At 52.4% G+C, this 12,809-nt stretch carries 12 protein-coding genes; 8 read left to right on the top strand and 4 right to left on the bottom strand.

All coding sequences use genetic code 11. The annotated features are described in order from the left end of the window. Window positions 1-81: 81 nt before the first annotated feature. From ABD852_RS22225 to ABD852_RS22190, 8 genes are all read left to right on the top strand, one after another. On the top strand, window positions 82-1,101 hold the full coding sequence (locus ABD852_RS22225) for a hypothetical protein (protein ID WP_345032930.1): 1,020 nt from the start codon (window positions 82-84) through the stop codon (window positions 1,099-1,101). A 76-nt stretch (window positions 1,102-1,177) separates the two neighbouring features. Beyond that, entirely contained in the window at window positions 1,178-2,344 is a 1,167-nt protein-coding gene (locus ABD852_RS22220; protein WP_345032929.1) for a sialidase family protein, read from the top strand. A gap of 49 nt (window positions 2,345-2,393) precedes the next feature. Further along, a complete protein-coding gene (locus tag ABD852_RS22215; protein WP_345032928.1) occupies window positions 2,394-3,185 on the top strand; it encodes an SDR family oxidoreductase in 792 nt (263 codons plus the stop codon). Window positions 3,186-3,254: 69 nt separating this feature from the next. Beyond that, window positions 3,255-4,514 carry an MFS transporter gene (locus ABD852_RS22210; protein ID WP_345032927.1) on the top strand — a complete coding sequence of 420 codons (1,260 nt, stop codon included), beginning with the start codon at window positions 3,255-3,257 and terminating at the stop codon, window positions 4,512-4,514. Window positions 4,515-4,670: 156 nt separating this feature from the next. After that, window positions 4,671-5,477, top strand: a complete 807-nt coding sequence (locus ABD852_RS22205; protein WP_345032926.1) for an HpcH/HpaI aldolase family protein — start codon at window positions 4,671-4,673, stop codon at window positions 5,475-5,477. Window positions 5,478-5,490: 13 nt separating this feature from the next. Further along, window positions 5,491-6,438 (top strand): aldo/keto reductase, encoded by a 948-nt coding sequence (locus ABD852_RS22200; RefSeq protein ID WP_345032925.1) that lies wholly within the window; start codon window positions 5,491-5,493, stop codon window positions 6,436-6,438. A gap of 80 nt (window positions 6,439-6,518) precedes the next feature. After that, the gene (locus ABD852_RS22195; RefSeq protein ID WP_345032924.1) at window positions 6,519-7,445 is read left to right on the top strand and encodes a Gfo/Idh/MocA family protein; all 927 of its coding nucleotides are present in this window, start codon (window positions 6,519-6,521) and stop codon (window positions 7,443-7,445) included. Between the two features lie 34 nt (window positions 7,446-7,479). Then, window positions 7,480-8,259, top strand: coding sequence for an SDR family oxidoreductase (locus ABD852_RS22190; RefSeq protein ID WP_345032923.1), 780 nt, complete (start codon window positions 7,480-7,482; stop codon window positions 8,257-8,259). A 32-nt stretch (window positions 8,260-8,291) separates the two neighbouring features. Here ABD852_RS22190 and ABD852_RS22185 read toward each other — a convergent pair whose 3' ends face one another. From ABD852_RS22185 to ABD852_RS22170, 4 genes are all read right to left on the bottom strand, one after another. Continuing rightward, window positions 8,292-9,170, bottom strand: a complete 879-nt coding sequence (locus ABD852_RS22185; protein ID WP_345032922.1) for an AraC family transcriptional regulator — start codon at window positions 9,168-9,170, stop codon at window positions 8,292-8,294. Between the two features lie 143 nt (window positions 9,171-9,313). Beyond that, on the bottom strand, window positions 9,314-10,315 hold the full coding sequence (locus ABD852_RS22180) for a DUF4466 family protein (protein WP_345032921.1): 1,002 nt from the start codon (window positions 10,313-10,315) through the stop codon (window positions 9,314-9,316). Window positions 10,316-10,324: 9 nt separating this feature from the next. Continuing rightward, the gene (locus tag ABD852_RS22175) at window positions 10,325-10,750 is read right to left on the bottom strand and encodes a hypothetical protein (RefSeq protein WP_345032920.1); all 426 of its coding nucleotides are present in this window, start codon (window positions 10,748-10,750) and stop codon (window positions 10,325-10,327) included. Window positions 10,751-10,884: 134 nt separating this feature from the next. Continuing rightward, window positions 10,885-12,726: a RagB/SusD family nutrient uptake outer membrane protein gene (locus ABD852_RS22170; protein WP_345032919.1), complete on the bottom strand. Its 1,842-nt coding sequence runs from the start codon at window positions 12,724-12,726 to the stop codon at window positions 10,885-10,887. Between the last annotated feature and the right edge of the window lie 83 nt (window positions 12,727-12,809).

Here is a 12,809-nt window from a genome sequence, read left to right as displayed (position 1 = left end):
GAGGTATTAGCTCTGAACGACCGTCAATGAATAAAACTGCCGCTCACCCCTCACTGCTCATTGCTCAACCCTTTTACCACAATGAAAAAACTAATTTGCCATATACTGCTCCTGATCTTCTCAGCACAGCTGCTGAATGCCCAGGATGACATTGTGATCAAGAAAATATGGGACAAGTCGAACCATAATTCATTCCCGGATCTGTTCAAATACAGGAAATACTATTACATTACCTTCAGAGAAGGTACCAGTCATGTAGGGAACGAAAACGATGGTACCGTGCGGGTCATGCGCTCGAAAGACATGAACAATTGGGAAACTGTCACTATTTTCAGGCTGGACGGAATTGATGTACGGGAAGCACGGCTATCAGAAATGCCCGACGGGAGACTGCTGGTCACACTTGCTGCCGGCGTCTGGAAGGATGGGAAGTACACCTTCCTGAAGCCCTACGTATCGATATCCGATAAAAAGGGCGAAACCTTTTCCCGGTTGGAGGTTGCGCAGGTAGACCCGGTTATCCAACCCCAAATCGACTGGATATGGCGTGTTACCTGGCACAAGGGCGCAGGCTATGGTGTGCTGTACCAGAGCGGCAACAGGGAGAATGAATGGCTGGCACACCTGGTAAAAACCACTGATGGCATTCATTATGAGCGGGTCACACAACTGGACGTAAAAGGCAGGCCCAATGAGTGTACCATCCGTTTCGACAAAAACGGGAAGATGTATATACTGATCAGGCGCGAAGGCGACGACCGGATGGGTTACCTGGGCACAAGCAGTTCTCCTTACACGCAGTGGACTTACAATACCTTGTCGTGGAGGCTGGGCGGCCCGAATTTCGTCTTTCTTAATGACCAGGAGCTTGTCATGGGGTCGCGGTTTCACGAAGGAAAAAAAGCAAGCACCGCTTTGTTCGTGACCGATCTGAACGGCAAAGTAAAAAAGCAGATCGGGCTGCCCAGCGGTGGCGATACCAGTTACCCCGGAATGGTGATTGACGGGAAAACGCTGTGGGTAGTCTATTATTCAAGCCACGAGGGAAAATCGGCGGTCTATACCGCCAGCGTACCGCTTGAGAAATTACGTAGTGAATAACTATTTTTTTTAACAGCTATGAGCGATAAGGCGTGAGGTTACGTCTCATCGCTCATAACTCAAACCTCACGCCTAAATGAAATTTTCAATGAAGATCGCTGCGTTGGCAGCAGCCATGTGTTCCCTCCCGGAAGTTTACGCCCAAAATCCGTCAGCGGTGCCCGGCGTAAAAAAGATTAAGGATGTAATGATATACCAGGACAGCGCATTTTACAGCTCGTTCCCCTCGGTCATCAGGAAGGCTGACGGCGAACTGCTGGTGGCTTTCAGAAGGGCACCCAACCGGAGAATTTTCGGAGAAAAAGGGAACAACCACGTTGACCACAACAGCTACCTGGTGTCGGTCCGCTCTACAGACGGGGAAAACTGGACAAAAAAACCTGACTTAATATATGCCCATGCATTCGGCGGCTCCCAGGACCCCTGCATGTTGCAGTTAAGAGACGGAACAGTACTTTGTACCAGCTACGGCTGGCAGCAGGTACGGCCTGACGGGGTTCCAAACTTAAAACAGCCTTATTTTGATGCAGGCGGGTATATCTTCCTGGGAGGCTACCTCGTGAGATCGTCCGACGGTGGGAAATCGTGGCAAGGCCCTTACTACCCGCTCCATATCAAGCCCGAACGCCACTTCAACGCCTACGGCGAGAAAGCACCGGCTTATAACAGGGGCGCCTTATACGAAGCAAAAAACGGCACGATCTTATGGATTGTCGCCGCTCACGACAGCATAAAAAAGACGTCTAATTACCTCATCACGTCCAAAGACAAGGGCCTTACCTGGGAATATACCGGAGAAGTTGCCCGTGACCCGAAGATATCTTTTAACGAAGCGTCTGTTATTGAAACCCCGAAAGGGGATATCGTCGGCTTTCTGCGGACCGCCGGCTTTGAGGACAATGCCGTTATAGCGAGATCCACCGACGGAGGAAAAACATTTAAATGGCAGTCGATGGGCTTCAAAGGCCACCCGATGAACGCATTGCAGCTCCCCGACGGACGGGTGCTGATCACCTACGGGTACCGGCACAAGCCTTACGGGATCAGAGCCCGGATACTCAATGCCGAATGTACCAATTTTGCCACGGCACCTGAAATTACCCTGAGAGAAGACGGCGGAAATACGGATATCGGGTATACATGGCCGGTGCAACTCGATGGCAACCGGGTACTCATCGTTTACTATTTCAACAAAGAGAATGGCCTGAGGCACATCGCCGGAACGATCGTCGAAATAAAATAAGGCCGTGGTTTCCAAAACCTGCCCTTGATTGCTTAAACCCGTTATATTCATGAAAGAAACAATTCCCCGGCCGTTCAGCCTCGAAAATCGCAGTGTCTGGGTTTTCGGCGGCGCCGGATACCTCGGGCAATCGGTAGTGACCCTGTTAAGCGAAATGGGATGCCGGGTGCTTTGCGTGGATTTGCCGGGCCGCGCTGAAAATTTTGTACAAACCCTTGGCCGTCCTTCCGCTGTAGTACCGGCGTCACTCGATGTGCGCGACGGAGCGAAAGCAACCGCCTTTGTCCAGGAGCAGATCCGGGAGCACGGTGTGCCCGACGGCCTGGTCAACCTGACCTTCGCATCGACCGCCAAAAAGATGGAGGACTTAACCGAACAGGATTTTGACGACGTCAACCATGGTGGGATCACCTCCACTTTTCTCCTGGCCAGGGAAGCAGGAACAGCAATGGCAGAGAGAGGAAGCGGTAGCCTGGTACTGTTTTCAAGCATGTACGGTGCGGTGTCGCCGTATCCGGAAGTATACCAGGCGCCGATGACCAAAAACCCGGTTGAATACGGAGTCGGGAAAGCAGGGATTGTGCAAATGACCCGTTATCTGGCAGTCCACTGGGGAAAATCGGGCGTACGGTGCAACTGCATTTCACCGGGACCGTTTCCTAACCCTGCGGTTCAGCGGGAGCACCCGGATTTTATTCAGCGACTCTCCGAAAAATCCCCCATGGGGCGTATCGGTCAGCCTTCGGAAATAGCGGGCGCTGTGGCTTTCCTTCTGTCAGACGCCTCGTCGTACCTGACCGGCCATAACCTGCCGGTAGATGGAGGATGGACCTGTTGGTAAAAAAGCCTGAAAACCGGAGCACCTGAAATAGTTATTTATTCTCACTTTGGAGAAGCAGTTACATCGCCTATGACCAGACCAACTTCGTTAACCTCCAAACCCGCTATTTACCCCTGGCTCGTAGTAGCCATGCTATGTGTCGTCGGCTGTCTCAACTACCTTGACCGTATGATGATCACCACCATGCGGTCCTCCATTCTGGAAGAAATTCCAATGACGGATGCGCAATTCGGGCTTCTTACTTCCATTTTCCTTTGGGTCTATGGCCTGCTTAGCCCCGTTGCCGGCTTTCTTGCCGACCGTTTCAACCGGAGCCGGGTCATCCTGGTAAGCCTGTTCGTATGGTCGCTCGTCACCTGGCTCACCTCTTATGCCACTACGTTTGAACAATTGCTTGCAACCCGTGCCCTGATGGGGATCAGCGAGGCATGCTATATCCCTGCCGCACTTGCGTTGATTATGGATTATCACCGGGGAACTACCCGTTCGCTGGCTAACAGTATTCACATGGCAGGCATCATGACCGGGCAAAGCCTGGGGTTTGTAGGCGGCTGGCTGGCCGAAAACCATTCCTGGAACCACGCTTTCAGCGTATTCGGTTTCATCGGAATCGGCTATTCTTTACTGTTGCTGCTTGCTTTGAAGGATCCTGCAAAATCTGACCGGGAAGAATCCCACGTTCCGGAAAAGGCAGCCGGCGTCAACTTTTCTCACGCGATCAGGCACTTGTTTGCCAACCGGTACTTTTGGCTCGCAGTGGTCTTCTGGAGTTTTTTGGGGGTTGTCGGGTGGATCGTGGCGGGCTGGCTTCCGACTTACTATAAGGAGCAGTTCGGCTTGACACAAACCATGGCCGGTGTGTACGCCACCGGTTATTTCCATGCGGCTTCCTTTGTAGGCGTGCTGGTTGGCGGAGTCCTGGCTGACAGGTGGAGCAGGACCCACCGGAGGGGGCGCATTCTCCTCCCGATCGTGGGATTGTGCATCGCAGCCCCTGCTATCTTTGTTGCGAGCTCCGCATCGGTATTGGCGATAGCCGTAGGCGGCTTTATGCTCTTTGCCTTTACGCGGGTATTTACAGATGGCAACATGATGCCCATCCTCTGCCTGATCACTGATCCGCGATACAGGGCTACCGGCTACGGGGTACTGAATCTTTTCGGTTGTATGGTCGGCGGGATCGGGCTGTATGCCGGAGGCGCCCTCCGCGATGCCCAGATTGATCTGAGCCTGATGTTTAAGGTGGGCGCCCTGTTACTGGTCGTATGCGCCGCGGCTTTATATTTTATCAAACCGATTTACAGCGAAGACGGCAAGCGCCTGGAATAGATAAATTTAACCTGGCTAAGCAACAACAAAAAATAGTAAACAGAACTTTTTTTCAAGATAGCCGTGAGACCTGAAGCTTCAGCTGTAAGCGACACCAAAAGCCAGGATGGCCGCCAGCTCGCACCTCACACCTCACCGCTCAAACCTCTTTAACCAATGGAAATGCGTGAAAGCCGCGTTCTTAAAAAACTCAGGGCCGGCGAAACAGTAAGTTGCTTTAAAATCAATCTTTCGGATCCGCGTGTATCGGAAATAGCCGCGCTGACGGGTTTTGACTGCGTGTGGGTTGACCAGGAACATATCGGGCAGGACTGGGCGACGCTGGCAGGGAATGTCTGGGCAACAAAGTCCCACGACTCGGACCTCCTGGTTCGCGTGGCCCGCGGAAGTTACAGCGACTACATCCGCCCGCTGGAGCTGGATGCCGCCGGGATCATGGTACCGCACGTCATGAACCTGGAAGATGCCCGGAAAGTCGTCGACACCGTACGCTTTCATCCGGTAGGACGGCGGCCCATTGACGGCGGGAACGCCGATGCCGCCTATACTGCTGTTGATTTCAACCAATACCTCACCCAGGCAAACGAGCAGCGCTTTGTCATCCTGCAGATTGAAGACCCTGAGCCGCTGGAAGAGCTTGAGGCCATTGCAGCACTCGACGGCTACGATATGTTGTTTTTCGGTCCCGGCGACTTCAGCCAGGGGATCGGCGCTCCCGGTGAATGGAACCACCCGAAGCTCATCGAGACCCGTAAAAGGGTGGCTGAAACAGCGGTTCGCCACGGGAAATTTGCAGGTACCGTGGGAGGCCCGGGCAACTTGCAGGAGCTCATTGATATGGGATACCGTTTTGTCAGTATCGGCGCCGACGTGGTAGGCCTCAGGAACTACTGCCATGACCTGCTTAGCGCATTCAAAGGCACGGTTGATCGCGGACCACATTCGTCATACCTCGAAAACTAAGCGGATTGGTATCATGAAAAAACGCTCGCTTGGCAACACCGGCCTTGAAGTGTCCGAAGTGGCTTTCGGAGGCGTGGAAATCGGTATGCCTTACGGTATCGGAAACACTGAAAATCCATCGGAAAAAGACGCGATCCGCCTCCTGCAGACTTCCCTCGACAATGGCATCAACTTTTTCGACACTGCACGGTTGTACGGTAACAGCGAACAGATAATGGGCAAAGCCTTTACCGGGCGCCGTCACGAGGTGATACTGGCCAGCAAATGCAGGCATTTTCGGGATGCAGGCGGCGCACTTCCTCCGGATGCGCTTCTCAAACCCTTTATAGAGAATTCGCTGCACGAAAGTCTTGAAGCCCTGCAGACGGACTATATAGATGTCTATATGCTCCACCAGGCAGACCTGGAAATACTATCCCGCCCGCTTATTGCGGAAGCTTTTGCTGAATTGAAGAAAAAGGGCGTGATCAGGGCTACAGGAGCTTCGGTATACACTCCCGAAGAAACGGCAACGGCGATACGCTCGGGGCAATGGGATGTGATCCAACTACCATTTAACCTGATGAACCAGAGTCACGGCGCCTGCTTTGAAGAGGCCCGGGAAAAGAAAGTCGGTGTTGTCGTCCGCTCCGTTCTTTTAAAAGGCCTGCTGAGCGACCGCGGCAAAAACCTGCATCCCGCGCTTCGCGAAGTAGAGCAATATATTGACCGCTACCGCCAGTTTACCGGTGGCGATTACCCCGACCTGCCGGCCCTTGCGACCCGGTTTGTCCTCTCGTTTCCTGAAGTAGCTTCCGTACTCGTCGGAATCGACAAAATGGAATACCTTCAGGATGCCCTCGTCACCGCCTCCTATCCGGATCTCGGCGTTAACGAACACAAACAGCTTTTGAAACTCGCTTATCCCGACCCCGATTTTCTTAACCTGCATCATTGGGATAAAATGGGGTGGTTAAAATAGGGGTGAGGGGTGAGGTATGAGGGGTGAGGGGTCAGCCTTCCCTCATACCTCACCCCTCACCCCCTCAAAAACAAACAAATATGATCAAGATTGGTATCATCGGCATGAGCCCGGGCAATGCTCACCCGTATTCCTGGTCGGCCATAATCAACGGCCGGTTTGACGGAGAGGAAATCAGCAGGGTCGGTTACCCTGCCGTAGCCGCCTACCTGGAAGCCAACCGCGACACGCTGGGGCTTCCCTCTGCGAAAGTCACGCATGTGTGGTCGCAGGATACGGCTATTTCAGAAAGTATCGCACGTTCTACGGGCATTGAAAACATTGTCGGAAAACTGGAAGACATGATCGGGGAAGTCGACGCCGTAATATTGGCCCGGGACGACCCCGAAAATCACAAAACCATGTCTGCGCCGTTTATTGAAGCCGGCATTCCTATCTTCATAGACAAGCCGCTGTGCTATTCGCAAGCAGACCTGGAATGGTTTTCCGCTCAAAATGCCGCCGGCCGGTTCCTGATGTCCTGCTCCTCCATGCGATATGCCAATGAAGGACGTATTATTAAGCAGGAACTGGCGGCACTCGGGGAGCTGGAACTGGTGACCGCGGTCGGGAAAAAAGACTGGAAAAAGTATGGAATCCACCTGCTGGAAGGCATTTTCAGCATATTAGGCACGGCGAACCCGCTTTCAGTGCGGCACATCGGCGAACTGGAAAGAGAGATCATTCATATTCGGCTGGAAAACGGCCCGCAAATCACCCTGCATCTTTTCCAGGACATTACGGGAACATTCCAGTTATCCTTTTTTGGCCGGAACGGCTGGCGGCTGGCCGATATCAGGAACTCCTATTCCATGTTCCGCGACAACCTGATCGAGTTTATCCGGTCGGTTGAGGAAGGCGCGCCGAGAATCCCCTTTTCCGAAACCGAAACGCTGATGCGGACCGTCATAGCAGCCGACCAAAGCCGTTTCAATGGCGGAATACCGGTTTATTTCCATACCATCTAAAGCAGGGAAGCCCGAAACCCGGCACTCAGAAAAAATGAACGTCAAAGAATTATTAAGCCTGAAAGGAAAGGTAATACTGGTAACCGGGGGATCCGGTAACTACGGAAAATGTATAGTAGAAGGACTTGCTGAAGCTGATGCAACGGTTATTACCTCCTCAAGAGACAAAGAATCGGCCCGCATTACCGCAGACGGAATGCAAAAAAAAGGCCTCGACGTCCATCCCGCCGTGGTAGACCAGGGAGATGCCGCGTCAGTACGGGAGATCGCAACGTTTATACGGGATAAATTCGGGCGGCTCGACGGTTTTGTCAACAACGCGGTATCGCGCCCTATGAAAGGGTACAATGCGCCTATCGAGCAGTTTGACGAATCCATGCGGGTCAATGCTACCGGCATGATGGACCTGCTTCGCGAAATGACCCGTCTTATCGTCGACACCGGGGGCGGCAGCGTGGTCAATATAGCATCAATGATGGGCATGTTCGGTCCCGACCTGAGCAATTATGAAGGCACCACCAATATGGGCGACCTTCCGCCCGACTATTTTTTTCACAATGCCGGGCTCATCAACATTACGCGGTTTATGGCTCAAATGAACGCCGGGAAAAATATCAGATTCAACTGCATCAGCCCGGGCGGCCTTTTCAACAACCAGCCGCAGGCATTCCTGGATAACTATTGTAAAAAAGTGCCTTTGAAGCGGATGGCCAACCATGACGATATAAAAGGGTTGGTCGTACTGCTATGCTCCGACGCAGGCGCCTATATAAACGGGGAGAATATACTGATGGATGGAGGGCTGAATGCTTAAACCGTCACACAATACCGAATTGCACCGGCCGGCTATCGCCACCTGATCTCCAGGGCTTTGCGATAGTCGGTCGGTGTCATTTTCTTTAGCTTCTTAAACTGTTTGTTGAAATTTGCGAGGTTATTGTACCCGCACTCGTAGGCAATTTCGACAACACTTCTTCTGTCTTCGTCTACAAGCAACTTACAGGCGTGCCCGATCCGGACTGTGGTAAGATATTCGACAAACGTGACGCGGAACTGCTCCCTGAAAAAATTGCAGAACGTTGTCACGCCCATATTCGCCACCGAGGCGATTTCGGAAAGGCTGATGTCCTTGTTGAAATTCTCCATGATATAGCCTGAAATTTTCCGGAACCGGTCAGACGAAGAGTACTGAAAATTCTGCACAAACATGGGGCTGGCCAGGAAATCATATTCCTTGGTTCGCGACATAATATCGAAAATGATAAGGAGCGATGACAACCGCTCCAGCCCACTCATCGCAGGCATTTTTTTAATGATTCTGTTGAGCCTGCTCCGGGTTTTTCCCCGCAACGCCAGGCCCCGTTCCGAAAGCTTCAGAACCCTCCTGAAGCCGGCCATTTCCGGGATGTTCATGAAGCCATTGCCCAAAAAATCTTCCGTAAAATGGATAACGAGCGCATCGGCCCTGTCCAGGCTCTTTTCCTGAAGATATACCGGGTCATTGACCCAAACATGCGGAAGCATCGAACCCATAAATACAAGGTCGTCCGTATCAAAATAGCCAATGTGGTCACCGACCATACGGCGTCCTGTGCTTCTGGTAACCAGCACAAACTCATAGTGGGGATGGTAATGCCAAGGAGCCGGGAAATAGTTACCCTCTTCACGGAAAACAATAAAAGATTTGTCAACGTCCTGCGGCAGGTAGACTTCTACGGCTTTCATACCATCGATTGAGGTTTAGCTTATAGGGAAGTTATCAAAAAAATAAAAATAATGCCAGCCGGTCCCGTCTTTACACGGCACAAAAAAATCCCCGGTGCAGAACCAGCCAGGAAATGCACCGGGGATTATCTTAAGGCAATCATCTACATTTTATACCGTTTCACACTCACAACGGCCTTCTTTCCGCCGTTGTTAACGGAGTTAAAATAAATGTAGGCGCGGTAGCTTTTATCGGCGGTTTCTACCCAGGCGCCTGATTCCGCACGCATATTAATGGCCTGGTCAGGCATACCTGCCAGATCAATTTGCTCAAAATCCGGGTCGTCTATAAAGATGCCGAATTGGGCGCGGGCCAGATGGAGGTCTCTGAGTCCCCATACCTTTCTCACTTTAGAAATTCTCTTCGCTGCCGCCGGCAGATTGGTGGCAGCCAGGTAAGGTGAATTAGCACCCGGAGAAATCAACGAATGATTGAAAGTAATTCCGGGAATACTCCGGTAGAGGTACACCAGGTCAATTTTATCCGGATTGGCCTGTGCTTCCTCCTGAGACAGCACACGTAGCTCACCAATTGAAATAAAGGCTGCAACGCTGTCCTGAACCGGTATATCGAGCCGCATGTCCATTTTCGTAATGTGGTAGGGCCCCATGTCATAGGTAACCGTTTCGCCGGTACTGGCAGTCGCTGTAAACTTAAATGAAACCTCTTGTCCCTTTGCAGCCTCGGGTACCCGGTAGAAAAACCGGAGGGTTGCCGCGCTGGTATCTTTTGAGAAGTTCACTGTCGTCACGTTACCCGACGTAACCGACGGTTCCCCGACCGCCACGCCGACATCCTGACCGCCTCCATCCGTATAGTACGATCGGTGTTCCAGGAAAGTACCTTCAGCCCCCGGAATGGTGGCTTCTACTTTGGCGGAAACAAGCTTTCCCTTCTCGGGGCCGAGCGCCATGGCATAGGCAAACTCCATGTTCAGGCCCGCTATATTCGGCCCTATAGAACGCTTGATAACATCATTCTGCAGTTGTGTCTTTGCCACTGGAGCCACATATTCCTTGTCTTTGCAGGATAGGATCAGCGCTCCGGACAAAAACAAAAGTGCAGCACCGTACCACCCGTTCTTCAGTTTTTTTGTCTTTTTCATCACTTTGGATCAATTTGAAGTAGTCGGTTTCTGAACAGAAATAGTCACCGTATACGGTTTTCTTACCTTACGATTGCCCGACACAACCGTATAGGTCTTCGGGTTGGAAAGGTCCGAGAAGTCTACCGGCCCGGTGATCTTCGGATCCAGTTTGGCGTCCGTTACCAGCGTGAACTGCGGGTACAGGTTTTTGAGGTCGGTGCCATAAAACACCTCCACTTTAATGGTTTGCGCTACGGTATCAATTTCCGGGTTTTTCGTCCGGACCGTCTGATGATCCGTTCCCAGCAATTCAAAATTGCTTACGTAGCATTCGGCCCGGCTGGTAATCAGCAGGCCGTCCTCGTCTACGGGGAAGTCATTTTTGCACCCGTACCACAGTACTGCCAGTAAAAGAAGCGCCAGTCCCGCCTTATATCGAAGTATATTGTTCATTTGTGTAAAGAGGTTTGAGCCATGAGGGGTGAGGGATGAGCCGATTTCCGATTTCTGATTTCTGATTTCTGATTTCTGATTTCCGATTTCCGATTTCCCATCCTTTCCGTCACCCTTTCATTGCCTGAATTCTGTTATAACCAAGGCGTATTCTGAGTCAGATTCGGATTCCTGTCCCGCTCTGCCGGCGGAATTCTGAAAATATAGCATTGCTCGTATTCCCGCTCCGAAGTGTTCTGGAAGTAGCGTTGTCTTTGCGCTCCGTGGGTGTCAATACGCCAGACCCCTTCGCCGTAGGGCGGGTTCCAGACCCTCTCGATTGCCCGCCATCTTCTGAGGTCAAACCCGCGGTGTCCTTCGCCCAGAAGCTCTATAATACGCTCCTGTTCAATTGCGGCGAAAAAAGCCTCCTTTGACGCCGTTTTATCGGGTTTCAGCGCGGGAAGGTTCCCTCTGTGCCGGACCCGGTTGACCAACGCAATCGCATCCGCGCGGGGACCTTCAATCGCATTGGTAGCCTCCGCATACATCAGGTAAACGTCAGCAAGGCGCATAACCGGAAACGCGTAGGTTCCTTCGCTCCGTCCCAGTCCTGCGGTATTGCGGAGGAACTTCCGGTATACATACCCGGAGTTATTCCCGTCGGTATTATAGGTAGTTACCTTAACCCCGTTGATGTCTATCGGCACATTCCAGCTCTGGTACAAAAAAGGCACCATATAGGTAGGCTGCAGCGAGAGCATACCCTGGCTTACTTCGTAGTCCCACATGATGGAGGACTTCATCCGGTAGTCGCGGTTGGCATAGCTCTGCGGGTTGATCGCAGAATTCAACGCCGTTCTCGCGCCGGCCGTAGTCGGGTTCATCGGCACCAGCGGCGGGGCAAAATCTCCCGTCGTGGTCAACTGGTAGCGGTCAGCGATTTCGTAGCGGGGCATGGTCCACCCCTGCGACCCTTCGTGCGACCGGCCCGATACATCACGCATCAGCTCTTCGCCCTGGCCGGTTCCGATACCGCCATGGTTAAATGCCATGATCATTTCGGGGTCGCCGTTCGCCACGGGGGTAAACAAGTAGTAATAATTGGGCAGTATATCTGCCTTCCCGAGGACATCGATATTACCGGGTTCTCCTCCCCTGAACAAATCCAGGCCAAAATCGTCTATTACTTTCTTGAAATCAGCTGCGGCGCCGGCGTAAGCAGTAGCAGCCTCCTGGGTGCTGGGTGTAAAAGTGGTCAACTCGGGCCATCCCAATTGATTCCAGCAGGCCCAGTACAGTTGAAGCTTTCCCCTGAATGCCAAAGCGGCGGGCTTCCCGGCGCGTCCTGCGGCAGCGCCTTTCGCGGGCAGCTTCTCATAGGCATAGGTAAAGTCCTCGTAAACACGGGTTTTGATTTCGGCAATCGGCGTGCGGGTAATATTGGCTACATCCGCATTGTCTTTGACGACATTGGCAATATAGGGCACATCGCCCCACATCGAGATCAGCCTGAAATAAACCATGCCGCGCAGTAGCCTGGCTTCTCCTATGATTGTCTCCAGGTTGGCGACAGATGCCGGTGCTGCTGTCTGCAGCATAAGGTTGACGTTGTCGATTACATAGTTGGCCCGGTTGACACCGCCATACAGATAACGGTACATCTTATCGAAACCCGCTCCATAACCAGACGGGTTGTAGTTCCCGTTGTGATAGGCGCCGCCCTTCTGCAGGTTCCCGTCTACCGCGCTGGTACCGCGCGTCCTGATATATTCACCGTGCCCGTCGAGATAGTAGTCCCGGTCAAAAAGGGGACGGATATCCGCATAAGCGCCCATCAGCGCATAGGTGGCATCAGCCTCCGTTTTCCAAAAGGCATTAGCGCCGAGCTCGGTGGTAGGCTCCTGGTTCAGCAGGTCGTTCACACAGGATGTGGTGGCCATCAACGATATCAGGGCACCCACCGAAAGGACCTTACTAATTTTTATATGTATCATGTGTACAAGTAGGTTTGAGGCGTGAGCTATGGGGCGTTAGCCTTGGGTCGACTCGCTTTCCGCTGAAACCTGACCCCTCAAAG

The sequence above is a fragment of the Ravibacter arvi genome (genome assembly GCF_039540405.1).
In the GTDB taxonomy this organism is placed as follows: domain Bacteria; phylum Bacteroidota; class Bacteroidia; order Cytophagales; family Spirosomataceae; genus Ravibacter; species Ravibacter arvi.
The sequence above is the reverse complement of the archived record's forward strand: the minus strand, read 5'-3'. Positions and strand labels throughout refer to the sequence as shown.